This is a genomic window from Terriglobia bacterium, assembly GCA_032252755.1.
In the GTDB taxonomy this organism is placed as follows: domain Bacteria; phylum Acidobacteriota; class Terriglobia; order Terriglobales; family Acidobacteriaceae; genus JAVUPY01.
Genome location: JAVUPY010000007.1, coordinates 26,854 through 52,588 on the forward strand (window position 1 = coordinate 26,854; position 25,735 = coordinate 52,588).

22 protein-coding genes are annotated in these 25,735 nt (G+C 57.6%); 18 read left to right on the forward strand and 4 right to left on the reverse strand.

All coding sequences use genetic code 11. The annotated features are described in order from the left end of the window. Positions 1–11 precede the first annotated feature (11 nt). Entirely contained in the window at positions 12–905 is an 894-nt protein-coding gene (locus tag ROO76_00720; protein MDT8066664.1) for a dihydrodipicolinate synthase family protein, read from the forward strand. Between the two features lie 7 nt (positions 906–912). Further along, positions 913–2,499 (forward strand): aldehyde dehydrogenase (NADP(+)), encoded by a 1,587-nt coding sequence (locus tag ROO76_00725; GenBank protein MDT8066665.1) that lies wholly within the window; start codon positions 913–915, stop codon positions 2,497–2,499. Positions 2,500–2,518: 19 nt separating this feature from the next. On the opposite strand, the gene ROO76_00730 is transcribed toward ROO76_00725, so the two are convergent. Further along, on the reverse strand, positions 2,519–3,412 hold the full coding sequence (locus tag ROO76_00730) for a LysR substrate-binding domain-containing protein (GenBank protein MDT8066666.1): 894 nt from the start codon (positions 3,410–3,412) through the stop codon (positions 2,519–2,521). 97 nt (positions 3,413–3,509) lie between these two features. Here ROO76_00730 and katG point away from each other — a divergent pair, with 97 nt between their 5' ends. The 4 genes from katG (at position 3,510) to malQ (ending at position 9,176) form a co-directional block, all read left to right on the forward strand. Beyond that, the gene (gene katG, locus ROO76_00735) at positions 3,510–5,777 is read left to right on the forward strand and encodes a catalase/peroxidase HPI (protein ID MDT8066667.1); all 2,268 of its coding nucleotides are present in this window, start codon (positions 3,510–3,512) and stop codon (positions 5,775–5,777) included. Between the two features lie 228 nt (positions 5,778–6,005). Next, positions 6,006–6,920, forward strand: coding sequence for a diguanylate cyclase (locus ROO76_00740; protein MDT8066668.1), 915 nt, complete (start codon positions 6,006–6,008; stop codon positions 6,918–6,920). Positions 6,921–7,021: 101 nt separating this feature from the next. Then, positions 7,022–7,507 (forward strand): adenosine-specific kinase, encoded by a 486-nt coding sequence (locus ROO76_00745; protein MDT8066669.1) that lies wholly within the window; start codon positions 7,022–7,024, stop codon positions 7,505–7,507. Between the two features lie 133 nt (positions 7,508–7,640). Beyond that, the gene (gene malQ / locus ROO76_00750) at positions 7,641–9,176 is read left to right on the forward strand and encodes a 4-alpha-glucanotransferase (protein MDT8066670.1); all 1,536 of its coding nucleotides are present in this window, start codon (positions 7,641–7,643) and stop codon (positions 9,174–9,176) included. Between the two features lie 52 nt (positions 9,177–9,228). On the opposite strand, the gene treY is transcribed toward malQ, so the two are convergent. After that, on the reverse strand, positions 9,229–12,264 hold the full coding sequence (gene treY, locus ROO76_00755) for a malto-oligosyltrehalose synthase (protein ID MDT8066671.1): 3,036 nt from the start codon (positions 12,262–12,264) through the stop codon (positions 9,229–9,231). 153 nt (positions 12,265–12,417) lie between these two features. Here treY and ROO76_00760 point away from each other — a divergent pair, with 153 nt between their 5' ends. Beyond that, positions 12,418–12,603 carry a hypothetical protein gene (locus ROO76_00760; GenBank protein ID MDT8066672.1) on the forward strand — a complete coding sequence of 62 codons (186 nt, stop codon included), beginning with the start codon at positions 12,418–12,420 and terminating at the stop codon, positions 12,601–12,603. Between the two features lies 1 nt (position 12,604). Next, complete coding sequence (locus ROO76_00765) at positions 12,605–13,180, forward strand: 3-hydroxyacyl-CoA dehydrogenase NAD-binding domain-containing protein (protein ID MDT8066673.1); 576 nt, start codon at positions 12,605–12,607, stop codon at positions 13,178–13,180. A gap of 31 nt (positions 13,181–13,211) precedes the next feature. Here ROO76_00765 and ROO76_00770 read toward each other — a convergent pair whose 3' ends face one another. Continuing rightward, positions 13,212–14,018 (reverse strand): CPBP family intramembrane glutamic endopeptidase, encoded by an 807-nt coding sequence (locus ROO76_00770; protein ID MDT8066674.1) that lies wholly within the window; start codon positions 14,016–14,018, stop codon positions 13,212–13,214. A gap of 67 nt (positions 14,019–14,085) precedes the next feature. After that, positions 14,086–15,108, reverse strand: a complete 1,023-nt coding sequence (locus tag ROO76_00775) for a hypothetical protein (protein ID MDT8066675.1) — start codon at positions 15,106–15,108, stop codon at positions 14,086–14,088. A 128-nt stretch (positions 15,109–15,236) separates the two neighbouring features. Here ROO76_00775 and ROO76_00780 point away from each other — a divergent pair, with 128 nt between their 5' ends. From ROO76_00780 to ROO76_00825, 10 genes are all read left to right on the forward strand, one after another. Then, positions 15,237–16,136 carry a hypothetical protein gene (locus tag ROO76_00780; protein MDT8066676.1) on the forward strand — a complete coding sequence of 300 codons (900 nt, stop codon included), beginning with the start codon at positions 15,237–15,239 and terminating at the stop codon, positions 16,134–16,136. Positions 16,137–16,275: 139 nt separating this feature from the next. After that, positions 16,276–18,327: a transketolase gene (locus ROO76_00785; GenBank protein ID MDT8066677.1), complete on the forward strand. Its 2,052-nt coding sequence runs from the start codon at positions 16,276–16,278 to the stop codon at positions 18,325–18,327. Between the two features lie 95 nt (positions 18,328–18,422). Continuing rightward, positions 18,423–18,785, forward strand: a complete 363-nt coding sequence (locus tag ROO76_00790) for a cupin domain-containing protein (GenBank protein ID MDT8066678.1) — start codon at positions 18,423–18,425, stop codon at positions 18,783–18,785. A 249-nt stretch (positions 18,786–19,034) separates the two neighbouring features. Continuing rightward, positions 19,035–20,687 (forward strand): radical SAM protein, encoded by a 1,653-nt coding sequence (locus tag ROO76_00795; protein ID MDT8066679.1) that lies wholly within the window; start codon positions 19,035–19,037, stop codon positions 20,685–20,687. Between the two features lie 91 nt (positions 20,688–20,778). Next, positions 20,779–21,240 carry a nuclear transport factor 2 family protein gene (locus tag ROO76_00800; GenBank protein ID MDT8066680.1) on the forward strand — a complete coding sequence of 154 codons (462 nt, stop codon included), beginning with the start codon at positions 20,779–20,781 and terminating at the stop codon, positions 21,238–21,240. A 209-nt stretch (positions 21,241–21,449) separates the two neighbouring features. Next, entirely contained in the window at positions 21,450–22,001 is a 552-nt protein-coding gene (locus ROO76_00805) for a prepilin-type N-terminal cleavage/methylation domain-containing protein (protein ID MDT8066681.1), read from the forward strand. Positions 22,002–22,041: 40 nt separating this feature from the next. Further along, a complete protein-coding gene (locus ROO76_00810; protein MDT8066682.1) occupies positions 22,042–22,599 on the forward strand; it encodes a prepilin-type N-terminal cleavage/methylation domain-containing protein in 558 nt (185 codons plus the stop codon). Between the two features lie 7 nt (positions 22,600–22,606). Next, positions 22,607–23,401 (forward strand): type II secretion system protein, encoded by a 795-nt coding sequence (locus ROO76_00815; GenBank protein ID MDT8066683.1) that lies wholly within the window; start codon positions 22,607–22,609, stop codon positions 23,399–23,401. Between the two features lie 10 nt (positions 23,402–23,411). After that, entirely contained in the window at positions 23,412–25,085 is a 1,674-nt protein-coding gene (locus ROO76_00820) for a hypothetical protein (protein MDT8066684.1), read from the forward strand. 8 nt (positions 25,086–25,093) lie between these two features. Continuing rightward, positions 25,094–25,699 (forward strand): hypothetical protein, encoded by a 606-nt coding sequence (locus tag ROO76_00825; GenBank protein ID MDT8066685.1) that lies wholly within the window; start codon positions 25,094–25,096, stop codon positions 25,697–25,699. The last annotated feature ends 36 nt before the right edge of the window (positions 25,700–25,735 follow it).

Here is a 25,735-nt window from a genome sequence, read left to right on the forward strand (position 1 = left end):
GGAGAACAAGGATGAACTGGAAGGGAGTTTTGCCGGCAATCACAACGCCCTTGCGCGAAGACTTGAGCGTGGATCACGATTCGCTCGCTCAACACTGCCAGTGGATGTTGGAGAGCGGATGCACCGCAATCGTAGCGCCAGGATCGCTGGGTGAGGGCGCAACACTTTCCACAGAAGAAAAGATAGGCGTGCTGCGGAGTTGTGTGAAGGCTGTTGGGGGAAGGGCGCCAGTCATCGCCGCCATTTCATCGCTGCGCACCGATCGCGCTGCTGGATTTGCCGGTGAGGCGGAAAAGGTTGGGTGCAACGGATTGATGGTGTTGCCACCGTATGTGTACCGAGGTGACTGGCGCGAAATGAAAGTACACGTCTCCACCGTGATGAAAGCGACGGCGCTCCCGGTTATGCTCTACAACAATCCCATCGCGTACGGGACGGACTTTCTTCCCGAGCACATCGCCGAGCTTGCGGCGGAGCACAAGAATCTGGAAGCCGTGAAGGAGTCGAGCGCGGATGCGCGACGGGTCAGTGGAATTCGGGCCATGCTGGGCGACCGCCTGTCGGTCTGCGTGGGCGTGGACGACGAAATCCTGGAAGGAATCGGGGTTGGCGCAACTGGATGGGTGGCGGGTTTGGTAAATGCTTTTCCGGTTGAATCGGTAGCGCTGTTCGAAGCCGGCATCAGGAACGACAGAAAACGAGCCGACGAACTGTACCGATGGTTTCTGCCGTTGCTACGTATGGATACAGTTCCGAAGTTCGTGCAACTCATCAAACTTGTTCAGCAGGAAGTGGGGAGAGGAAGCGAACGGGTTAGACCGCCGCGGCTTCCAATCACCGGTCAAGAAAGAGTTAAGGCACTGGGGATTCTGCGAGAAGCGTTGGCGAATCGGCCGAAACTGTGAGGAGCGCATGGACCTGGGCGGAAAGTCATTAATCGGTTTTGCAGAGGCTACTGGTGACGGACCAAAATTCACGGCATTGGATCCCGCGACCGGCACAGCGCTTTCCGGCGAATTCGTAAAGGCGACCAAGGACGACGTTGACCGCGCTGCGCATCTGGCGGTGCAGGCGTCGCCAGTTCTGGCGAAGTTAAGCGGCAAAGATCGTGCAGCCATGCTGGGTGCGATTGCTGAGTCCATCGAGCGGTCAGGCGAGGAAATAGTTCAGCGAGCGCACCGGGAAACAGCACTCACGCTGGACCGCCTGCGCGGAGAAGTAGGACGCACAACGAATCAGCTTCGACTGTTCGCCTCTGTTTGCGAGGACGGTTCGTGGGTGGATGCGCGGATCGATACGGCGCAACCCGAGCGCAAGCCCCTTCCACGGCCAGATCTGCGATCGATGCTGCGACACGTGGGGCCGGTTGTTGTTTTCGGAGCCAGCAATTTTCCCCTTGCGTTCTCTGTGGCCGGGGGAGACACGGCGTCTGCGTGGGCCGCGGGAAACCCCGTCCTGGTGAAAGCGCATCCGGCTCACCCGGGAACCTCAGAACTGGTAGGGCGCACGATCGTCGACGCGCTAAAAGGCTTCGGAGCGCCGGACGGGGCGTTCTCGCTTTTATTCGATGATGGGGTCGAGGTTGGACGCGCACTTGTGACTCATCCCGCGGTACGAGCGGTGGGATTCACGGGCTCGCGGCGCGGCGGTCGGGCATTGATGGATCTTGCGGCGCAGCGGCCTGAACCAATCCCGGTCTTCGCGGAAATGAGCAGCACGAACCCACTATTTATACTTCCGGGCGCGCTGCGTGAGCGCGGAGAAGCAATTGCGTCAGGACTGGTTGCGTCCTTCACGCTGGGCGTCGGCCAGTTCTGCACCAAGCCAGGGCTCGTATTCGTCGACGAGGGGCCGCAAGGCGATACATTTGTGGCCAGGATTGTCGAGGCTGCGGGGAAAGTGAATCGAGGCACGCTTTTAACGGCGGCAATCGCCGAGACGTATCGCTCGGGTGTCGAGCGCAGAAGTGGTAAGGTTCGATTACTGGCCGGTGGCGTGGCTGCCCCCGCATGTGGCGCTGATATCGCAGTATTCGAAACCGAATCTTCCAACCTCACCGAAGAACTTATAGACGAGCTATTCGGTCCCACCGTGTTGATTGTGCGGTCGCGCGGGATGAATGACATGCTCAGGTTCGCCGTCAGAATGCCGGGCCAGCTTACGGCCACGCTGCACGGAACCGCGGCCGATCTTCGCGATGCTGCCGAGTTGATCGACGTATTGCAAACGCGCGTTGGGCGCGTGCTCTTCAATGGGTTCCCGACCGGGGTGGAGGTTTCGCATGCGATGGTCCACGGCGGTTCTTATCCGGCGACTTCCGATTGTCGCTTCACCTCGGTTGGAACTTTGTCGATTCGCCGGTTTGCAAAACCCGTATGCTTCCAGAATTTTCCCGACGAAGGTTTGCCGGACGAGTTGCAGGATCGGAATCCACTCAACATCTTGCGGTTGGTAAACGGATCGCCCACTCGCGACGCAATTACAAGACCCACTTCTTAATCGAGGCGGCGCTTCTCGTTCACGAAGCGCGCGCCGCTTCTCCGCAGGCGTCGCGCATTTGCTTCATCAACAGGCGTTGGGCGCGACTCTGATAATGATTGCGCGAGGTTACGATGCCAACTATTCGGGTGCTATGTTTGCCTGAGATAGGAATGAACTTGCATCCCGGTTGCGGCCGCGCCGCCATGGCCGGTACTGCCGATACGCCCATGTTCGCAGAGACCATTGCCAATATAGAGGCAAACTGGCCGCTCTCGAATACCACGCGCGGCGAGATTCTTGACTTGTGGCAGGCCGCGATCAGGCTGTCGCGAAAGCAATGGCCCTCCTTCAGCAGAAGAAACGATTCGCGATTCAACTCTGCCAGACTGACCGAAGAGCGTGAAGCAAGCTGGTGTTTCTCGGGAAGCACCGCGTAGAACTTCTCCTCGAATAGCTCCAGGCTGTCGAGTTCGTTTCCGGCAATCGGCAAGGCCGCTACGGCGAGGTCAATCGTCCCATCATGCAGGCGCTGCACCAGGGTCGGCGTGATGTCTTCGATGATTTTGATAGTTACGAGCGGATGCCGCGCCGTGAACCCATTCAGTAGCCTGGGAAGCAGGTAGGCGGCGATCGTCGGGATAATCCCGACGACAACTTCACCTTTCTCATTGCTGGACATATCGCGAAGCTCGGTCTTGGCCGCGTCCAACTCGCGAAGGATTTTTTCCGCCTTCGGCAGGAAGGCCTTCCCGAACACCGTGAGCTTGGCGGAGCGAGGCAGGCGATCGAAGAGCCGAGCACCCAACTCCGCTTCGAGTTTCAGGATCTGTTGCGACAGAGAAGGTTGCGCGACGTGTTCTACCTCAGAAGCGCGGGTGAAGGTGCCATGACGAGCGACGGCGCAGAAATACCGGAGCTGGTGAACTTCCATATAGACCCCCGCCAAAATGCGCCAAGACGCAAATCCTATGGGAATTATAGGAAACATATATTTTACCTCTACCGTTGTGGGGCGGAAAATGGGAGCTATGGAAAAAGAACTTGCCACCGCAGCAGGGGCTAGTCCCCAGAGTCAGCAGCAAACCTCCCCATCCGAAGCTAAATGCCCCGTCGCGCATGGCGCTCCAAGAGCCCGGACCAATGCGGACTGGTGGCCCAACCAGCTGAACCTCAAGCTCCTTCACCAGAACTGTCCCTTGAACGACCCGATGGGCAAGGAGTTTAGCTACGCGGAAGAATTCAAGAGCCTCAATTTGAACGCCGTGATCAAGGACCTGCAATCCGTCATGACGGACTCCCAGGAGTGGTGGCCGGCTGACTTCGGCCACTATGGACCGCTATTCATTCGACTGGCGTGGCACGCTGCGGGTACGTATCGTATCGGAGACGGGCGCGGCGGCGCCGGCTCCGGTCAACAGCGCTTTGCGCCTCTCAACAGCTGGCCCGACAACGTGAACCTCGACAAGGCGCGTCGGTTGCTTTGGCCAATCAAGCAGAGGTACGGCAGGAAGATTTCCTGGGCTGATCTTATGGTCCTGGCCGGAAATGTTGCATTGGAATCGATGGGCTTCAAGACCTTCGGCTTCGGCGGTGGGCGTGAGGACGTCTGGGAGCCCGAAGAGCTTTATTGGGGCCCCGAAGGCAAGTGGCTGGAGGACCAGCGCTACAGTGGTGATCGTGACCTTGCCAATCCTCTCGGAGCTGTTCAGATGGGCCTCATTTACGTGAATCCGGAAGGGCCCAATGGCAAGCCGGATCCCATCGCTGCGGCGCGTGACATCCGGGAAACGTTTGCGCGCATGGCAATGAACGACGAAGAAACGGTTGCCCTCATCGCTGGTGGACACACCTTCGGCAAGACTCATGGCGCTGGTCCTGCGACGCACGTTGGTCCGGAGCCGGAAGCCGCCATGGTTGAGGAGCAAGGTCTCGGCTGGAAGAGCAGTTTCGGAACAGGGATAGGCCGAGACACGATCGGCAGCGGCCTCGAAGTCACTTGGACGCAGACACCGACGAAGTGGAGCAACAATTTCTTCGAGAACCTGTTCGGGTACGAATGGGAACTCACAAAGAGCCCGGCTGGTGCGTATCAGTGGACAGCGAAGAATGGCGCCGGGGCCGGTAAGTTCCCGGACGCACACGATCCATCAAAGCGTCACGGACCAAGCATGCTGACAACCGATCTTTCGTTGCGATTTGATCCTGCTTACGAAAAGATCTCGCGACGGTTCTACGAGAATCCACAAGAGTTCGCCGAAGCGTTCGCCAAGGCGTGGTTCAAGCTGACGCACCGAGATATGGGGCCGATCACGCGATATCTCGGGCCGTTGGTTCCGAACGAGCCACAACTCTGGCAGGACCCGCTTCCGCCGGTGGATCACAAGCTGATCGACGAGAAGGATGCCGCCGCTCTCAAGGCGAAGATTCTCGCCTCCGGGCTGTCGATTTCCGACCTGGTATCGACGGCGTGGGCGGCGGCGGCGAGCTTCCGCGGCTCCGACAAGCGTGGTGGCGCAAACGGCGCGCGAATCCGCCTCTCACCTCAGAAGGATTGGGAAGTGAACCAGCCTGCAGTGTTGGCGAGGGTATTGCCAAAACTGGAGGCGATTCAGAAGGAGTTCAACAGCTCGCAGTCCAATGGGAACAAAGGGAAGAAGGTGTCGTTGGCCGACCTGATCGTCCTCGCTGGCGACGCCGCAATCGAAGAAGCCGCGAAAAAGGGTGGCAACGACGTGAAGATTCCATTCTCGCCGGGGCGCACCGATGCTTCACAGGAGCAGACCGATACACACTCGTTCGCCGTACTGGAACCCGCGGCGGACGCTTTCCGCAACTACCGCCGTAAAGGCGAGAAGAGAACAACTGAGGAGCTATTGCTGGATCGTGCGCAGTTGCTGAAGTTGACTGCCCCCGAGATGACAGTTCTCATCGGTGGCATGCGCGTGCTGAGCGCGAACTTCGGGCAGTCGAAGCACGGCGTGTTCACCAATCGGCCCGGAACGCTGACGAACGATTTCTTCGTTAACCTGCTCGACATGAATACGAAGTGGCAGCCTTCTTCCGAAGAAGGCGTTTACGAAGGACTGGAGCGTGCGACGGGCAAACTCAAGTGGACCGGTACTCGGGCCGACCTTATCTTCGGTTCGAACTCCGAGCTCCGGGCATTCGCGGAGGTCTACGGAGCCAGCGACTCCAAGGAAAAGTTCGTGAAAGACTTCGCCGCCGCGTGGTGCAAGGTGATGAACCTCGATCGCTTTGATCTCCCCGCGGCTAAAAGGAGAGTTGCGGTGAGCTAGTCGTCTATCGGGAGGTGCGGGCCTTATGGATTGGCCCGCACTTTCTCTTAGTCTTACCTGTGCGGGATAAGCGACGTTGTGTTCCGGGCCAATCCGGGAATATCGTGAGACTCTCCCATTTCGGGACGCCAACGGGATTCTCCCGCTCCCAGAATTCAAGGAAATATTGCCAAGAGTCGATTACGTACTTAGAGTATTCAAAGCTGAAGTCCGGGAACCCGCCTCCCTATGAAGATACTGGTTGCCGACGACTCTAGGATTTATCAATCGATGCTCAAGACCCTGCTTGAGAGCTGGGGCTACGAGGTCGTTCTAACCACTGACGGCAATCAGGCTCGCGATGTTTTGTTACAGCAGAATGCTCCACGTTTGGCTCTCCTGGATTGCATTATGCCAGGCCTGAGCGGTTTGGAATTATGCGAACTGATCCGGCAAAAGAACCAGGCGTACATTTACACCATCTTGCTGAGCGCGAACGAAGAGCAGGAGCAGATAGTCAAGGGCTTTGAACTAGGTGCTGACGACTATCTACTCAAGCCGTTTCAGGACTTCGAACTCAGGGCGCGTCTGAAAGTCGGGGAGCGGATCGTCCGAACGCAGGAAGAACTGATCGAGGCGCGGGAGTCGCTCAAGTTCGAAGCGACGCATGACTCGATGCTCCGGGTTTGGAACCGCCGGGCGATCGTCGATCTGCTTCTGAACGAACTCAGTCGATCGCGGCGATTCCACACGCCGCTCAGCATCTTTCTCGCGGACATCGACTTCTTTAAGAATGTGAATGACACGTATGGCCACCTTGCGGGAGACGAGGTGCTGCGCGACGTCGTCAAGAGAATGGCCGAGACAATTCGCCGGTACGACAATATTGGCAGGTACGGCGGCGAGGAGTTCCTGGTGGTGCTGCCTGATTGCAATGAGACGCAAGCTTTCGAGGTTGCCGAGCGAGTCCGGGTTCGGGTGTCAGACACCCCCGTATTGGCTGGTGCCCAGGAAATCAGGGTTACGGCGAGTTTCGGGGTCAGCCAATGGCGAGAAGGTGACGGACCGGAAGTGCTTCTCCACAATGCTGACGTGGCGCTTTATCGGGCGAAGGCGGCCGGACGCAACAGGATCGAAACAGAAACTGCCGCGGCGGGTGTTTGAGTGTAACTAATTGATCCCAGTCGTCCCTGCCAAAAAGAGTCCGACCAAAGCGCAAAGAAAGCGCATCGTGAGATCATTATCATCGCATCGGAGGAGGCGTAATGCTTGAGCTGCTCTCAGTGCGAATGCAATTTCCAGCGGATGCCAACATCGTTATTGGCCAATCGCATTTCATAAAGACCGTTGAAGATCTCTACGAGGTGATCGCTACGACGGTGCCGCAGGCCAAGTTCGGCCTGGCATTCAATGAAAGTTCGGGAGCGTGTCTCACGCGTTCAGAAGGGAACGATGCCAGCCTGAAGGAGATCGCCGTGCGTAACGCGCAAGCCTTGGCGGCCGGCCATGTCTTCGTGCTGGTGATCCAGAACGCTTACCCGATTAACGTACTCAATGCGATTAAGGACGTGCCGGAGGTGTGCACAATCTTCTGCGCGACGGCGAACCCGTTGGAGGTCGTATTGGCCCAGAGCGAGCAGGGCCGGGGCGTTCTCGGAGTCATCGACGGAAGCTCCCCGAAAGGCGTCGAAGGAGAGAATGATGTCGCGTGGCGGCACGACCTTCTGCGGAAGATTGGGTACAAGAGATAATCAGGCTCAGGAGATATTCTCAGATGTTTGGTGTGCGTGCGATGCGAACCGGTCCAACAAAGGTGTCACTCCGGCGTTCGCGGCCAGTCCCTCCGTGTTAACCTCAAAAAGACGTTCGTCTGTTGCTTAACTCATGTTTGAACAACGTGCCTCTGGAATTCTCCTTCATCCGACTTCGGTGCCCGCCCACGGCGGAATCGGCGATCTTGGGCCTGCCGCCTATGAGTTTGTAGATTTCCTGGCGGCTGCCCGGCAGACGCTGTGGCAGGTGCTGCCACTTGGACCGCCGGGATACGGGAACTCTCCTTATTCTTCAACTTCGGCGTTTGCCGGAAGCGTGCTGATGGTCAGTCTCGACCGGCTCGCCGAGCATGGGTGGATCGACCGGGGGCGCGTGAATAGTCTGCCTGACTCGGTCGACAGAGTGGATTATGAGCGCGTAGCCGCCACGAAGGTTCCGGTGCTGGAAGAGGCCGCGCGAAACTTCCTGAAGGGCGCGAATGGTGAGGATCGCCGGCGATTCGAGAAGTTCTGCTGGGAGAACGGCTGGTGGCTGGAAGATTTCGTCCTCTTCGATGCGTTGCGGCGCCATCGCAATCGTGAGAGCTGGAATCACTGGCCTCGTGAACTGGCGCTGCGCGAACCGGCAGCGCTGGATCGCGCGCGCAAAGAACTTGCGGAAGAGTTGAGCATCGGGCGCTTCCTGCAGTTCGCGTTTCTCGAGCAGTGGCGCTCGCTGCGCGCGTATTGCGGCTTGCGCGGCATTCGCATCATTGGCGACATCGCGATCTTTGTCAGTTACGACTCGGCCGACGTGTGGACGCACCCGGATGTCTTCCGGTTGGACCGCGAGGGGAACCCGGAGGTCGTCGCAGGAGTGCCGCCCGACGCGTTTTCCGAAACCGGGCAGCGCTGGGGTAACCCGCTCTACCGTTGGGATGCTTTGCGCGATCGCGGGTACGACTGGTGGGTGCAGCGCGTCCGCTGGGCGCTGATGCTGTGCGACTACATCCGCCTCGACCACTTCCGGGGATTCCAGGCTTACTGGGAGATTCCGGCGAGCGAACCGACAGCGGTCAATGGGAAATGGGTTCCCGGGCCAGGCGAAGATTTGTTCCAGGTATTTCAGAGGCAGCTGGGAGACCTGCCATTCATCGCCGAAGACCTCGGCATGATCACTCAGGATGTATATGAACTGCGCGAGCGGCTGAAGATTCCCGGCATGCGCGTAATGCAGTTCGGTTTCGACAACCCGGGCGCGCATATCTATTTGCCGCACAAATTCGTGCCCAACACCGTTGTGTACACGGGCACGCACGATAACGATACAACGCCGGGATGGTGGCAGCATGGCATTTCCGGCGAAGGGCGTCGATTCGCCAGTGCCTACCTTGGACAAGCTGAAGACGGGATGCACTGGGCGATGATTCGCGCTGCGGAGTCCTCGGTCGCGCGCCTTTGTATCGTTCCCATGCAGGATGTGCTTGGGCTGGGGTCGGATGCTCGCATGAATGTACCAAGTTCGTCCAACGGGAACTGGAGCTGGCGGTACAAGCCGGGATCACTTCGACCGGAATTAGCGCAAAAGCTCGCGACGCTGGTGGAAGCTGCCGACCGAGGCGGCCCGCCGCAACAAGTTCCAGAGTTGCGGGAATATTTCGTCGTGTGAGGCCGAAAGTCTGCGGACTTCGCCAAGCTTTCGGCTTGCGACTCTTTAGCTTTCAGCTTCCCAGCAGTGCCACAGGGAATCGCCGAAAAACGTCAGCGACGAGAAGTGTATGCTCACGCGTGACGTGAATAGTCTCTCCGGTCAGCACGTTGCGCAACTCCCGGTTGGCAGCTTCGGGCGGCAAAACGATTTCAGCATTTCCCCAAATATCGCCGGAGATGGCACGCAGCTCTCCCCCGGCTAGAGTCAATGGGAATCGCGGAACAACTGTGATCGCGACGTTCCCATCGCCCATTCTCGCGAAGCCGAGGATGTGCCGTTCATTCTGAACCGTACCGTGGATCGGCACGTAGCGTCCGTTCTGGAAGAGGCGGATGTTGGCCTGGCGGTATTGCAACGCGCGAGACGTGACCCACAACTTAATTCTCCCGTCCGGCCAATCGCGCAAAATCTCGTCCAGCAGGACAGGATCGCCCGAGCGTCGCGATAATTCCTCCAGCATCGTTTCACGCAGGCGAAAATCCACAGGCCGCCGATTATCCGGATCGACGAGCGAGAAGTCGAACAGTTCCTGGCCCTGGTAGATGTCTGGGACTCCCGGCGCGGTGATCTTGATCAACGTCTGCGAGAGCGAATTGATTGCGCCGAAATAGGCAATGCGTTCCACGAAGGACTCGATTAATTTCAGAAATGCGTTGGGCCGCGATTCCGATAGCGGCATCAGGATCCGCTCAAGGAATTTCCCCAGCAATTCAACGTAGTCCGAATCGGGGTTTACCCAACTTAAGTTCACCTTGGCTTCGTGCACAGCCTTGTCCATGTAGTCGCGGATGCGACTGGTGTATGCGGTGCGCTCTTCAGCGCTGAATTTCGCGGACGGCGCTCCGTTCACCTTCCGAACCGGCCACGTGCCGATCAATGTCTGGTAGAGCAGGTACTCCTCGTTGTAATCCGGTACTACTCTGCCGTCCGAAAGCGTCCGTTTTCTAGTCCGATTGATCCTTCTCCAGCGCATCACCTGCGCTGCCCACGGTCTCGGGATTTCGCTCAGTACGTCCAGGCGCATGCGAACATCTTCACTGCGCTTGGTGTCGTGCGTCGAGGTGGTCAGCATCGAGTACGGCCAGTTCTCGAGCCGCTTCAGATTGCCGCGATGAAATTCCTCCACTTCGATTCCGAATTCGCGGGGTGAGCCGCCGACATCGTTCACGGATACGAACCGGTTGTAGACGTAACACGAGGTGTCTTCCAGGCCCTTGGCCATTACCGGCCCGGTGAGTTGCTGGAATTTCAGGGCGAAATAGAGCTGCTTACGGTATCCGTAAACAGGCGCCCCACCGTCGGCCCCGCGCAACAGCAAAATTTCCTGCAGAAAATCGAACACCGGTGCCGGAGTCGATCCGTTGCGACGCTTGGCGCGCGCGATAGCCTGCTGAATGTATTCGCGATCGCGATCGCTGATGAATCCACGTTCGTCGATGTAGGTCCGGTAGATGGGGAAGCAGGCGATGGTCTCGATGATCGCGTCGCGCAGGGTTTTGCGCGTGAAGTCGCGGGCGCGTCGGTCGGTAAGGCTGATCTCGTCGAGCATGTGACCGAGCACGTTGACTTCGCTGCTCAGCGCCGAGTTCATGATCAGCTTCTTCGAGTCGTAAATCAGTGTATCGACGTCGATGCTTCCGCCAATGAACCGGTGATAGAAAGCGGTAAATGCCTTACGATTGCGACTGTCTATAAAGATGCCGTTGACCAAGTTCATGAAGTCGTAGCCGACGGTGCCATCAACCTGCCACTTCTCGGGAAGGTCCTCGCCGGGTTCCAGAATCTTCTCTATAACGACGTAAAGCGGGGCACGACTGCGAACCCAATCGTGCTGGCCGAAGATGGTCTGAACGTCGAGTTCGATCCCATTTTCGGCCTGGGGTACCTTCGGCTCGGGACCGCAGCACTGACTCGCGGCGTAGAGCATCTGCAGGCGCGTGAGGTATTGCGGCGGATTGAAGAGACCATCAGGGTGGTCTACTCGCAGGCCTTGCATACATCCATCGGCGAGAAGGCGGCGGATCAATTTCTGCGTTGCGGCGAACACCGCAGGGTCTTCCATTCGGAGTCCGACCAGATCGTTGATATCGAAGAAGCGGCGGTAGTTGATTTCCTCGCCGGAGACACGCCAATGCGCGAGCCGGTAGCTCTGGGCTTCGAGCAGTTTGTGCATGGCGTCGTAGCTTCGGGCGTCACCCGGGATCCCGTTCACCCGTTCAATTGCGCGGCTTATCAGGCGACGCACTTCCGGGGAGTCATCCACCAGTTCCTTCAGGCGCTCTTTGAGGAAAGGGATTTCGCGTTGTCGCTTTATGGCGCGATCGCCTTCGGCGGTATCGTGACAGGGGAGTTCGGAAAGCGACACGAGGAGGCTCTGGAATTCGCGTATGACATCGCTGGTGCCCAAGTCTCCCAGGGGCTCGAAGATCAGCGGGATCGTTTGCGGATCGAGTGGGAGCACCTTTTCGTAGTAGCGAACGATAAACCTACCGTCGTCGTACTGCAGTGCCAGTTTGCCGGTTTCGAGTTCCTCCCCGTACTGGTCGCCCAGAATGGGCAAAAGGACCTTGTTCCGGAGCTCCGGTTTGAGCGGGTCCCAATCGATGTCGAAAAAAGCCGCGAACCGGGAAGCGCGCCCATTCTCGAGCACATCCTGCCACCACGGGTTGGTTCCGTAACCAACGCCCATGTGGTTGGGCACAACGTCGAGGAGCAGGCCCATGTTGTGGGTGCGCAGTTCCTCCGCCAATTCGTGGAACTCTTCTTCGGTCCCGATCTCGGCGTTGAGCTTGTTGTGATTGGTAATGTCGTAGCCATGAGCGCTGCCAGTGCGAGCTTCCAAGAGCGGAGAGGCGTAGCAGGTGCTGATCCCGAGCGCGCGCAGGTAAGGAACGAGCGCTTTGGCATCACGAAATCCGAATTCCTGGTTGAACTGGAGGCGGTAGGTTGCGCCGGGAACGAGTTGGATCTTGTGCGCTGTGAGCCGATCGAGGCATTCGGAAATACCGGAAGTTTCGTAGAGGATCGGTTCTGTTTGCGAGCGCATCCTAGACCTTAGATGTAAATTCGTATGTGAACGGCTGTAGCGGAGTAGCTGACTTTACGATACAGCCGAGGTCTGTTAACAATACAATGGAATTGTTTGCGGCAGCTGCGCTATTCCGCATCCCATATTTTCCAGTGCGCACCAGGAGGATTCATGCCCGTAGCCAGCGGTGAACTTATCCGTATGATGAACTATGTCGACGATATCGCGGCAACCCTGCGCCGCATCCAGGCCAGTCTGGCGTTTGTGACGCCGGAAGAGAAAAAGAGGCTTGCCGAATACATGCAGAATTGTAATCCGAACTGGGTTAAGGTAGTGGACTCGCTGGAGCGCGGCTGAGGTGCGCGAAATCCGCACTATCGCCGTGATCAGCGCCGGACCTGCAGGGCGAAGCATCGCCCAGTTGGCTGCTCTCGGTGGCTTCCGAACCATTCTCGAAGACATTCTGCCTACCAGCCTGCGTCGCGCCGAAGGCGAGATCCGCGGCAGCCTCGAGAGCGCCGTGAACTCGGGACTGGTCGCGCACGCGGAGTCAGAGGCGGCGATGGCCAGGCTCGAATTTGCGACGTCGCTGGAAGAAGCCGCGAGGGAGGCCGACATGGTTATCGAGGCCGTCCCGGACGAGTTCGAATCCAAGGAGGAAATTTTTCGGCTGCTCGATCGGATCTGCCGGCCGGGTACGCTCCTGGTTTCCAGCAGCCTCTCCTTGCGCGTGAGCGATATCGCGGCAATTACGGAACGGCCTACGGATATTGTCGGTATGCGCTTTGTGCGCGCAGATTCAGGCAACGGCAGCGAAATCGAAGTGATTGCCGGAGCGTGTACCGCGGAAGAGAGCTCAAACTCGGCGATAGCAGTAGCGCGTCACATGGCCACTGGCGCTGTGCTGATTTCAGAAGCCGCCGCAGCTCAGTAGACCGCCAACTTCCGTAAACCGAACCTGCTTGTCAACTTGTGAGTTTTTGCAGGTGCTGGAAGCCGTGCGTGGCGTAAATTACCATGCCGAATGTCGTCGCGTTATATGCCATGTGCACAAGAACCGAAGCGGCCAATGATTCCGCCCTCGCCCTCACAAGCGTGAGCACCACGCCGACGATAAAGATCCCGAGCAGCGGTGACCAACTGAATGCCAGCTGTCCGCCATGAAGAAGAGCGAAGGGCAGAGCGGTCAGGAACACGCTCCAGAAGAGATTCATCGTTCGGTCAAGTGCAGGGAACAGCAGCCCACGGAAGAACAATTCTTCCGCCGGCGGTGCAATAAAGGTACCGAAAATTGTGAGCAGCCACGCCGCCAGTGGGGTGCGGAATAAATCCTCGAGAGGAACATGTTTCGGCTGAGGAAGCATATGTCCCAGGGCCTGAATCGCGACGCACAGCAAGATGCCGCCGCTTATGTAAACAGGCCACGAAATCCGGGGCCAGCGCCAGCGAATTCCTTCGGCAAATGGAATTCCGTAGTGGCGCACGATCAGGCGGTAAACAAACCACAAGGTGATCAGGTATGCCAGCAGTTGTGATACGGTCGCCAGCCGTGCATCGGTTACCACGTCCGTCATCGGCATGCCGCGGAACCACGGCAAGCCGGTGGCGATCATGATAACGAGAACGATCGAGAAGATGATCGCGACGAATGCGATGATGGCGATTTTGGCGACATCCGCAAGCGTCCAGACGGGGAAGCGCTCCATTTCAGCAATGAACGCGGAGAGCGCGGGCGAACTGGGTTGAGTAATCTGAGAGTCGTCCTGGGGCACGGGGAAATTTTATAGAAACATCAGGAAAACGGGTAATCGGGCGTTCCCGCATCTCGCGATTAGCCGATCATTTCGTAGCCGACTGGGGCGAATTTGGCGTCTGCTTGGTCGGCTGGACCGTCCCGTAATCCTGCCCGCCGGGTGCGACGGCCCGCGCAACGATAGCTTGGAAAGCGTTTCGGAATGCGGGGTACTTGGCCATCAGCGCATTAATCAAGTCCATATTCTCCTGCCAGGTTTTGGCAGTGTCGCTGATATCAGGGGAAGCGTACTTGACGACGAGGTCGAGTTCATTGCCCACCGGGAGGGGAAACATCGTCATAAGCGGATATGTCTTCCCGTTCGCGTTGAAGTTTACGGTTTGGTTTTGCCCGACGGGAAGATCCTTTGGTGCGACCTGTTGCATCTCGTCGTAGAGTTTGTCCAGTTGCAGTGTGCTCATGAACGGAACTGGCGCAAGCAGATCGCGCGCCTGCCAGTAGTAGAAATAGGCAGTGGCGTTATCACCCTTCTGCTTGTAATCCCGAGCCTGCTGAACATACCAATCGCCGTTGTGGGTGGCTGCTGTTCCCGCTTTGGCGTAGTAGCCTGCCAGCTTCCACTGTTGTCCCATTTGCTGCAGGACGAAGGACAGCGTGAAGGGTTCCTTAGATCCTTGGGCGTCCACGATTGCCAGGGCGTACATGCCAGCCGGAAGGTTAGGTATGAAAAATGCGCTGCTTGTGGCTGTATGTCCGTAAGCGCCGAATACGCCGCAATAGAACTCGGCACGCTGGACGGTGCCGGTTGCGTTGGAGGCGTCAAGCAGGAACACGCTCCGAACGTTCGGCTGCGAGCCCTGCAGGCCGGCGAGATTGTCGCGGACCGCATTTGAGATTCCGCCGAAATTCTGGGCAACCGAGAGAATGGAGTTCTGCTGTAGCCCGGCGGAATCAGCATTGGCAGCCATCTGGAAGTACTGGCGCGCCGCCGAATCAATGGCGCTGCGGGTCGTCGGGTCCATGTCCTTGCCTTCGGTGCAGCGCTGGCTCCACGCAGCAACGGTACACAGCAGGACCAACAGCAAAGGCCATAGTCTCGGACGGATCATCGGGTTCTCCTCAAGCGTTAGGGTACTCCGCCAGTCAAGCAGATTCGACTCTAATGAGAATAGATGCGGGAGATAAAAATTCAGATGTTCAGAGCCGCGTACCATTCCGGTGGTAGAATCTGTGCATTGTGGCTCGTAAAGCACCTGCTTTGTTGAAGATGCTCAACCGGAATTGGTGTGGCACGGGAATGCTCGTACTGCTGATCGCGGGGCTTGGTTCCGCGTTGCAGACGCAGACCGCGCCAACGCCGAGGAACGTTCAGCAAAGCCCGACCCGGGAACACGGCAAGACCAGTGCGAAAGCGAAGCCCACGGGCAAGAAGTGGAAGACCAAAAAGCCTGCGGTTGAAGTGCCGCCGCCACCACCAGCGCCGCCGCCCACTCCGGAACAGATGCCGGCGCAGCCGCCAGAGGTCGGCTATAGCCGCGGACAACTCACGATTAACGCGGATAATTCGACGATGAATGATGTTCTTGCCGCGGTGAGGCGCGTGACAGGCGCGACCATTGAGAAGCCACCAATAGGCGGGAATGACCGCGTCGCTGTCCACCTCGGGCCCGGAGATCCGAAAGATGTTCTTACGGCGCTCTTCAACGGATCGCGGTATGACTACATCATCCTGGGTCCGATGGGGCAGCCTGGCGGGGTGCAGCGCATCATCCTGACCGCGAGATCGAACGCTCCCTCGCAGCCGGTAACCTCCAATGCCGCCATGCAGGCGCGTCCCAACGTTGCGCCGCCCACGCCAGCAGCCGAGCAGGAGGAGCCAGATAACGCTGAAACCGAGGATATGACGGTTCCTGAGCAGAACGCGCCGGAAGCGGAAGAACCGCAACAGGAGCAGCAGCCGCCGCCCCAGGGCTACCCTCAGCCCGGTGCTCCAGGGCAGCCGCAGATGCAGAATCCACAAGGCCAGGAAGAACAGGGACAGGAACCGCAACAGCCGCGGGTGAAGTCCCCCGAAGAGTTGCTGCGCGAGTTGCAGCAGATGCAGAAGCAGCAGCAAAACCAGCAACCGCCGCAGTAGCGAATCAATCATCTTTCGGCTGCCATTTGTCCATCCGTCACATCCTCCCTGTGATAGGTCTCACTGCAGCCATGTATATCCCTGAATAACGTGGGCATTGGGATTTGTGCGCCTGAGCGCACCCCTGCGAGGGAATGTCATGGCACTGCTCGACTCCAAAACCGGAAAAACTATTCGTGACTACTCGACCGAGGAACTCGTCGAGCAGGCGAAAATCATGCGCGGCTACGACCTTGCAACGCTTTGCTGCGCCGGATCGGGCCACTCCGGCGGCACGCTCTCGATGATGGATATCGTCGCGGCGCTTTATCTCAAGGTCGCGAACCACGACCCAAAGAATCCAACCTGGGAAGACCGCGACCGCATCATCTGGTCGGGCGGACACAAGGCTCCGGCGCTGTACATTGGTCTGGCATTCGCGGGCTTCTGCGAAAAGAAAGATACCGCACTGCTGCGGCGACTCTCATCTCCATTCCAGGGACACCCGCATTGGCTCAAACTGCCGGGTGTCGAGGTATCGTCCGGGTCGCTCGGGCAAGGGCTGTCGATCGCAGTAGGTAACGCTATCGCGGCGAAGCTCGATAAGAAGGACTACCACGTCTTCTGCATCATGGGCGACGGTGAGCAGCAGGAAGGCAACGTTTGGGAAGCCGCCATGGAAGCGGCCCATTACAAACTCGATAACCTCGTAGCCATCATCGACAACAACCACCTGCAGATCGACGGCAACGTGGCCGACGTAATGAACATCGAGCCGATCGATACGAAATACGAAGCTTTCGGCTGGGAACTCATTCGCATCAATGGCCACGACATCAAGCAGGTCCTCTTTGGTCTCGGAGAGGCCAAGCGTCGTAAGAACGGCAAGCCGATCTGCCTGCTCTGCGATACCGTCAAAGGCAAGGGCGTCAGCTTCATGGAGAACGTCGCCGGGTGGCACGGCAAGGCTCCTAATAAAGAAGAGATGGCGAAGGGCTTGGCGGAACTCGGTGTCGCCGACAAGGTCCCGGTAGACGAATTATTCGCGCACGCGGCGGCATTCCAGAAAGAAGTCGACAAGAAGCTCGACACCAAGATGCCAAAGTTTAAGAAGAACTACTGGTGGAACGCGCAGCCCGAGACGATGCAGGTAAAGATGAAGCCGACGCGCATGGGCTTCGGCGAGTCGCTCTCGGAGAACGGCAGCGATCCGCGCGTGGTCTGCCTCGGCCTCGACATCTCCGGTTCGATTACCATCAGCGAGTTCTACGCGAAACATCCGGAGCGGAAGAACCGCTGGCTGTCGATGGGCATCGCGGAGCAGAGCGCAACGGCGGCTTCGGTAGGACTGGCGAAGGAAGGGAAGCTGCCCGTATTCGGCACCTACGGGACGTTTGCCGCGGCACGCAACCTGGACCAGATCCGCGTCTCGATCTGCTATGGCAACTTCAACGTGATGATTGCGGGGGCGCACGGCGGCGTCAGCGTTGGCCCCGACGGCGCAACGCACCAGGCGCTCGAAGACCTGTTCGCCATGTGCGGTCTACCGAACATGAATGTCGTCGTTCCCTGCGACTCTGTGGAGACGAAGAAGGCCACGACGAACCTTCTCTTCGACATCAAGGGACCGAAGTACATCCGCTTCGCGCGGGAAGCGACTCCGATCGTGACGGACGAAAACACGCCATTCGTTTTCGGCAAAGCCAACGTAACCCGTTTCCGCAGCGAGAACGCCGAATTTGCCAAAGCCTTCGAGACGAAGCTCGCGAGCGAGTATCGCAACGAACACGAAGACCTGACGATCGTCGCCTGTGGGCCTATGGTTCCGGAGGCGATGCGCGCAGCGTGGATACTGAAGAAGGATTTTGGTTATGAGACGCGCATAGTGAACATCCACACTATGAAGCCGATCGACTCGGCGGCAATCGTTCGCGCAGCGAAAGAAACGGGCGTGGTCGTCACCGCCGAGGAACACCAGATCGGAGCACTGGGCTGGCGCGTCGCGAGCGTAATCACCGAGAGCCCCGAAGTCTACGGGACGCCCGTGATCACGGGCTACATTGGCGTGAAGGATCGCTTCGGTGACTCCGGCGCGCCGTGGGAACTCGTGAAAGAATTCGAAGTCTCCGCCGAACACATCGCGCAAAAGGCCGTAGAACTCATGAAGGCGAAAAAGATGGCCACGGAAAAGGAACTGGTGGCTGCGAAGTAATCGGCCGACCGGAGGATCGGAATTTCCGAAGAGCAAATCCGCAGACTGCAGAAGGCTTGTCCCAATGACAGGCCTTCTTTTTGTATGCTGTTGAAATGGAAAACCTACCGCGGAAGCCGGTTTCGCGCGACACGGCCGAGCACTACACGTGGGGAGACGGTTGCGACGGGTACTTTCTGCTGAAGCGGCCGGAAGTGCACGTCATCGAGGAGCGGATGCCGCCCGGGACCAGCGAACAGTCGCACTGGCACGACCGCGCGCGCCAGTTGTTCTATGTGCTCGAAGGCGAATTAACGATGCGATTCGATCATGGCGACGTTCGTATTTTTCGCGGGGCCTCGCTCGAAATCGAGCCCGGTACCATCCACCAGGCGAGAAACGAAACCGTCGACGACGTGCGTTTTCTCGTCATTTCCGTGCCGCCGAGCCACGGAGACAGAAAACACGCCGGTAGCTGAACTGCCGAAGAAGGTGTGAATGGTGGGATGCGCTGCGAAATTCAACAGCTTTTCAGCACTAAATCTCGCCGCTAGATGCGCCCAATTGCCATTCGCTGAAAAGCCGCTTCACCCAAAGTCGTGACTGCGTTCACAGCTTCGAATCCCAATTTGGGAAACAATAAGTACCTGATTTGGAGAGATACGTGTGCCTGCTCCGTGCTCGGAGCCTTGGGAAATTCCCAAAATTCATTACTTGGAGCGTACATCTTGAGCACTGCGACTTTATCCCCCACGGCCAAGCGGTCGGATCTGAAAGTGATCCAGCCTGAAACGACTTACACGGGCGCGCCGATAAAGAAACTTCAAAAGGGGCTGCCGAAGAACATCGAGTCGCTGTGCCCCGAATGCGCCAAGGTGATCCCCGCGCGCGAGTTCGAAGAGAACGGGAAGGTCATGATCGAGAAAACCTGCCCCGAGCACGGCTACTTCAAAGACTGCGTCATGTCGGACGTCGACATCTACCTCAAGATTGAGGAATGGGAGTTTGGCGACAACCGTGGCCTGCAGAATCCTGCCATCAACAAGGGCGCCGAGTCAGTCTGCCCAGACGATTGCGGCATGTGCTCGCTGCACACCTCGCACACCGCGCTGGCGAACGTCGACCTGACGAACCGCTGCAACCTGACCTGCCCGGTGTGTTTCGCCAACGCGAACGCCGCAGGGTATCTCTACGAGCCCGATATGGACCAGATTCGGGTGATGCTCCAGGCATTACGCGACGAGAAGCCGGTCGATGGGCGCGTCGTTCAGTTCTCGGGCGGTGAGCCGACCATCCATCCAAAATTTGTTGAGATTCTCGCGATGGCGAAGCAGATGGGCTTCACACATCTTCAGGCGGCGACCAACGGAATCCTCTTCGCCGCGAGCCAGGAATTCACCACGCGCTGCAAAGAAGCCGGCCTCTCCACCTTATATCTGCAATTCGATGGCGTGACCGACGACGTCTATCGCAGGACGCGTGGCGAGCCGCTTTTCGAAAAGAAGATGCAGTGCATCGCGCACTGCCGCAAAGCCGGAATCAAGATCGTCTTCGTGCCGACGATCGTGAAGGGGCTCAACGATCACGAACTCGGCGACATTCTCCAGGTCGCCATCAACAACGTCGACACTGTGAGCGGCATCAGTTTCCAGCCGGTGGCGTTCACTGGCCGCATCTCGCGTCGCGAGCTCGAAGAGAAGCGCTTCACCCTGACCGACCTGGCGCACGCCCTGGCCGACCAGACCGGCATGTTCAATCACTACGACGACTGGTTCCCTCTCTCCAGCGTGACGCCTTTCAGCAAGCTGAAGGCGAAGCTGGAAGCCCGCGAGGTGCCGACCATCAGCTGCCATCCGCACTGCTCGCTCGGCACCTACATGTTCGTGGACGAGAAGTCGCGCAAGGCGGTCCCGGTCACCCAGTTCGTCGATATTCCGGCAATGCTGCAGGATATCGAGGAATTATCCAAGAAAGCGGGCAGTGGGCTCATGAAGTACTACCACGGTTCCAAGGCTTGGTTGGCGCTGCATCGGCATTTCAAGCCGGAGTTCGCGCCACCCGGATTGACCTTTCAGAAGTTCCTCGACACGCTCCAGGGCCTTACCGACAAAAAGCTCGGCCGCGACGGCATGGACGGCACATTCACATACCGCACGCTGCTGGTCGCCGGCATGCACTTCATGGATCTCTACAACTACGACGTCGAGCGCGTGAAGCGATGTGTCATTCACTACGCCGCGCCCGACGGCAAGCTGTACCCGTTCTGCACCTACAACTCGGGTCCGACCTACCGCGAGAAGATCGAGAAGCAGTTCTCGGTTCCCTTCGAAGCGCAGTTGAAGCGGTTCGGCGGAAACGGAAATGGCTGCGGAGGCTGCTGAAACGGCCAGGTAAGAAACTGAACAGTTAAGCGAAAAGCGCCCTCCGACCGGGGGGCGTTCTTATTGTATCTGCTAAGTTACAATGCCCATCATGACCAAGAGTCCGCGCTACGTCGCAACCTTTGTAATCCTGTGTTGCGTCATCACCTCTACCGCTTGTACCAAGTGGGGCGAGAAGAAGAACGCCAATTGGCACCAGGCGACATCGGGCGAACGGCTCGTCAATCTATTCTGGAACGATGTACAGCATAAGAAATGGCAGGAACTGGACAGGCATGTGGGGCCGGAGTTCCTGGGCACCAACCAGTTGCTCACCTTGGACAAACCGGCGCTGCTCGATCACCTGTCACATCTCAACGTCGATCACTTCCAGATCGGCGAGGTTCAGACCCGTCCGGCCGGCAATGACCTTCTCGTCAGCTACGTCATCACGCTACGAATGAAATCGGCCAGCGGCCCGGGTCCCGAAATGCGGCTGCGAATGCTTTCCGTGTGGCAGGAACTGAAGCATGGCTGGGTCGTAGTCGCCATGTCATCCTCGCCGATACAGTAGAAACTCACCGATCATCTTATTTCCTAAAATGTAACAAAAAGTTACATGCTGGTTGGCGTCATCCTTTCCGAAATCTTTCAAATGCTCCCCTAAGCCATTGTTAATACAGGTACCTATCCTTAGGTAATCTGGTGGAACTCTGCTTGCACAGGTACAACTAGTCTGGGCCGAAGTCCGGTCTGAGATCGCTGTTGGAAGAGAGCTTCACGATGCAGAAATTCGAAGTGGAAGGTCGGCGTGGATTCACCCTGCTGGAACTGGTCGTGGTAGTTGCGATCATGCTCGCCATTGCAGCTTATGCCATTCCGAACGTGCTCAGGGCGATGGCTGACTACAAGCTGAAGAACACGATGATGCAGGTAGCGGCAATCTGTCAGCAACAGCGAATGCAGGCCGTGCGAACCAACAGCACATTGCAGGTAAACAGTGCGGCACTCGCCAGTGCGCTTCCGAGGGGCGTCACCGCATTCGCCACCGGCGCGCCTACGTTGGACCCAAGTACTTTTTCGGGTTCAAGTGCTTATGAACCCGAAGTCGCGACTGTACCTGTTCAGTTCAATTCCCGTGGCCTGCCCTGCGTGGGCACTGCCAGCGCCTGTTCGAACTGGGATACGTCCGGCAAGGGCCAGCAAGTTGGCTTCCTGATCTATTTCAAGATGGACAAAACCATGGGCGGAACCGGCTGGGGAGCTATCACGATTATGCCCGCTGGACGAATCAATACCTGGTTTTATGACGGCGCCAGTTACGAAAAGATGTGAGGCTGCAATGCGAATGAACCTGCGGAGAAAAGCACACACGATGCGCAGTCAGCGGGGCATGACGCTGATCGAGTTGATGATTGCCCTGACGGTACTCACGGTTGGCCTCGCAGCGCTCCTGGGGTTGTTAATGACCGCGATCGCCAGCAATAACCGCAACCAACTCGACACAGGAGCGACTCTTGCGGCACAGGCGGTACTGGAATCCATCGCGGCACAACCTGGTGGAAACGATATAACCATGACCGACTGTGCGGGAAATGTGTACACCGTAAAGACTGCTCCGGATAACACCGTCACGGTTGCTCCGAACAGCAGTACCACGGTGCCGCCCGGCAACGTGGACTTTACTCAGTCTCGCTCGGGCATAACGACTGGATATTCGATGTACTACGTGAGTTGCGGCACCGGCGGACAGCAATCTACGTACGATATTCGTTGGAACATCCAGACAATCGCGAGTGGGACCGGCTATTCGGAAAAGCTGATTACCGTGGGCGCCGCGCAAACAGCAGCTGCGAATGCCCAGGGGACGTCGGCACAGGCGCAATTTCTGATTCCAGTAACACTGCGGACCATCTCGGCGACGGGCAATTGAGGTATTTATGACGAAACGAATCCGAAACATGAATGCCGGCTTTTCCCTCCTGGAAATGGTCTTTGTTGTTGCCATTCTGATGCTGGTGATGGCAGTAGTTTTCCGGCAAATCGTGCTCGTACAGAAACGTTCCCGCACAGAAGAAACCAAAGTGGATGTGACGCAGGAATCGCGGGAATTCGTGGACCAGCTCGTACGAGATGTGCACAGTATCGGCTACCCGACAACGAAGATGTACAGCTCAGTCCCGACTAATAGTTCAACAATTGCGGCAGGTATGGTGAAGGCCGCCTATGACGAGCTCTGGTTCGAAGGCGACGTCGACGGCGACGGCTATGTTGATGTTATCGACTACAAACTGCAGGCCGACGCGGATGGGAACTGCCCCTGCACGATTTCGCGAAGCCAAACCAGTAAGACTAACGTTACCTCGATGAATCAGAGTCACGAGAATTACTACACGGCTGTGAGCGGGGTGATCAATAGCGGTGGCGCCGATGGCGGAGCTTCGAATACGCCGGCGTACACGATTTCTGGAACCACCGCTGCCGGCGGTTCCACCGTGTCGAATGACACGGTCTATTCGACATACAAGAATGCGAACCTGTTCACGTATTACGACGCGCTGGGAAACGAGATTTCGCCGGCGGATTTGAGCACAACACAGGGACAGCAGAATCTTCCCCAAATACGTTCAATCCGGATCAACTTAAACGTACTGGCGAGCCGGTCAGACTTACAGACCGGCAAAAAACCAGTGATGTCGTATTCGGCGGCTGTGCGCCTGCCGAACCAACAGTAGAGGAGGCGGCATGACGAACTCGACAGGAACTCCCAAGAAGAAACGCAAAGAGAAAGGCATTGCGCTGCTGATTGTGATTTTCGCGCTGCTGCTGGTGACGGGCATTGCCCTGGCGATGATGTCGACCTCGGATACGGAATCGCAGATCAACCGGAACTATCGCGATTCGCAGAAGGCTTATTTCGCGGCACTGGCCGGTATCCAGGAAGCGCGTGTCCGCCTCCTGACTGACTCATCGGTGGCGCCGTCGGGAGCTCCTTCGGCGTCGAACAACATGAGCGCGATTTATATCTTGAACCCCAATGCCATTGACGCCACAAGTGATATTCGGCCCTGGGATACCTCGAACAAGTTCTTTGACGACGAACTCTGCCACGAATTCTTGCCTGGACTTTATGTCATCGGCGACAACTCGGCTACTCCGAATCTCGGGTGCCAGCAGTCGCCGGGCACAACCGGTTGGTATACACCCCGAGACAGTAGCGATCCGAACCGAGGAACCTCGGCTGCACTGGATCTCAAATGGGTACGCATTACACCGAAGGAAAATCGGTCGGCTGGATTTACTTCCGACACTCTGAATTACCGGGTGGCAAGTTCCCTTTATGACAGTCTCAGCTCAGCGACGTGGGACCCGATCTGCTGGGATGGCAAGGAGCAGGTTCCTTTGAACACGGTGCCGGGGATGACCAGTTGTAAGGACGAAAGTCAGGGCAAGTATTGGGAACCGGTTTACCGAATCGTTTCGCTCGCTCAGACGAGTTCGGCAGGCTTTGGAACTGGCTCGCGACGAATGGTCATCGCCGAAGTGGCAAAGACTCCGCCACTGGTCACGAACGCTGCCGTCGATTCGCAGGACCACGTGACGCTCAACGGTCAACTGAATGTCAACGGGTTTGATAGCTGTACCTGCGACATGAATTACAGTAAGAACAACGGCTATGTCACCACGAACTGTACGACTACCACGGTTGGAGGCGTGCAGACGACGACATGTCCGAACCGGACACCGTACACTTGCGACAACTCAAAATACGCAATCTATGCCTCGGGAACGATTGACAAGGCGACGAGTTCTGAAAATCTGGTTGCGGGTACGAACCCTGCTGTGGTTCAGAACCAGCCGTGGATCTATGACATCAATGACTATATCAACACCTACAAGCAGGGAGCGGTCTCTGTAACTGGTTCTCCTTACAACTACACCTGCACTGCTCCGACGTATGACAGTAATGGAAACCTGATCAGCAATGGCACGTGCGGTACAGAGTCAAGCCAGACCTTCGGTATCCCGCCAAATTTCCCATTGAGCTATAACTCGGACGGAACTCTGAATACATCAGGACAGACGCCCTCCCCCTACAACCAAGTTACCTATGTTCCCGGCGATCTCCAATTGACGAGCAGTTCCCAGGGGAACGGAATCCTTATCGTGGACGGCGATCTCGACATCCACGGTGGCTTGAATTTCTACGGCCTCATCCTGGTGAAGGGCGTGGTTAAGTTTACGGGTGGTGGCTCCGATCACACCAACATTATCGGCGCAGTGCTCGCCGGGCAAGAATCATACGTCGACAACACCCTCGGCGGCAGTGCCGTGATCAACTTCAATTCTTGCGCCCTCAAACAGAACCAGATTCCGCAGCCGCCGCGACTGCTGAGTATTCGAGAGGCGACCTACTAGAGGTGATTATGAAAACAAGACATTGGATTTTGGCCAGTACCTTGGCGCTCCTTGCTGTCGCGCTGGCGCAACCGGCGGCGGCCCAGAATGATAGTGCGATCGTGCAGGCTGCGAAGCAGAAGTCGAGCGAGAAGAAATCCGGACACGTCTACACCAATGACGACTTCCCGGATTCCCAGGCACCGCCGGATAACAACACAGCGAGCCAGGGCGATGCATCTGCAATGACGGACCAGGGTGACGGAGCCAAGGCCGATGTTTCAGGCGATAAGACCGACGCAAAGGCCGGAGACAAGAAGGCAGACCCAAAATCAGCCGATGCTGCCAAGGCTGCCGACGACCAGAAACTCAAGGATCTGGAAGGTAAGCTCTCCGACGCCAAAAAGGGTGAGCAGGATCTCCAAAGAAAACTGGATACGTTGCAGCAGAAGGCCGACAGCACTCAGGACCAGTTCCGGAAGAATATGTACCTCGACATGATCTCCAACCAGCAGATTACGTTGTCGGAATTCCGCCGCGAACAGGAATCCTTGACCGCGCAGATCGAACAGGAAAAGAATAAGAGCAAGGACAAGACAGCAGATCAGGAAGACAAGGCCTCGGATCAGAAATAGGAATCGGCTCTGTGATCAAGGCTGGCCTTTCGGCCA

Bases quoted from the DNA above. Each gene is read 5' to 3' on its own strand.
- ROO76_00815 (MDT8066683.1), top strand. From the start codon at position 22,607: ATGACGAAACGAATCCGAAACATGAATGCCGGCTTTTCCCTCCTGGAA.
- ROO76_00805 (MDT8066681.1), top strand. From the start codon at position 21,450: ATGCAGAAATTCGAAGTGGAAGGTCGGCGTGGATTCACCCTGCTGGAA.
- ROO76_00785 (MDT8066677.1), top strand. From the start codon at position 16,276: ATGGCACTGCTCGACTCCAAAACCGGAAAAACTATTCGTGACTACTCG.
- ROO76_00740 (MDT8066668.1), top strand. From the start codon at position 6,006: ATGAAGATACTGGTTGCCGACGACTCTAGGATTTATCAATCGATGCTC.
- ROO76_00760 (MDT8066672.1), top strand. From the start codon at position 12,418: ATGCCCGTAGCCAGCGGTGAACTTATCCGTATGATGAACTATGTCGAC.
- ROO76_00810 (MDT8066682.1), top strand. From the start codon at position 22,042: ATGCGCAGTCAGCGGGGCATGACGCTGATCGAGTTGATGATTGCCCTG.
- ROO76_00825 (MDT8066685.1), top strand. From the start codon at position 25,094: ATGAAAACAAGACATTGGATTTTGGCCAGTACCTTGGCGCTCCTTGCT.
- ROO76_00720 (MDT8066664.1), top strand. From the start codon at position 12: ATGAACTGGAAGGGAGTTTTGCCGGCAATCACAACGCCCTTGCGCGAA.
- ROO76_00800 (MDT8066680.1), top strand. From the start codon at position 20,779: ATGACCAAGAGTCCGCGCTACGTCGCAACCTTTGTAATCCTGTGTTGC.
- malQ (MDT8066670.1), top strand. From the start codon at position 7,641: ATGTTTGAACAACGTGCCTCTGGAATTCTCCTTCATCCGACTTCGGTG.
- ROO76_00820 (MDT8066684.1), top strand. From the start codon at position 23,412: ATGACGAACTCGACAGGAACTCCCAAGAAGAAACGCAAAGAGAAAGGC.
- ROO76_00725 (MDT8066665.1), top strand. From the start codon at position 913: ATGGACCTGGGCGGAAAGTCATTAATCGGTTTTGCAGAGGCTACTGGT.
- treY (MDT8066671.1), bottom strand. From the start codon at position 12,264: ATGCGCTCGCAAACAGAACCGATCCTCTACGAAACTTCCGGTATTTCC.
- ROO76_00790 (MDT8066678.1), top strand. From the start codon at position 18,423: ATGGAAAACCTACCGCGGAAGCCGGTTTCGCGCGACACGGCCGAGCAC.
- katG (MDT8066667.1), top strand. From the start codon at position 3,510: ATGGAAAAAGAACTTGCCACCGCAGCAGGGGCTAGTCCCCAGAGTCAG.
- ROO76_00775 (MDT8066675.1), bottom strand. From the start codon at position 15,108: ATGATCCGTCCGAGACTATGGCCTTTGCTGTTGGTCCTGCTGTGTACC.
- ROO76_00730 (MDT8066666.1), bottom strand. From the start codon at position 3,412: ATGGAAGTTCACCAGCTCCGGTATTTCTGCGCCGTCGCTCGTCATGGC.
- ROO76_00745 (MDT8066669.1), top strand. From the start codon at position 7,022: ATGCTTGAGCTGCTCTCAGTGCGAATGCAATTTCCAGCGGATGCCAAC.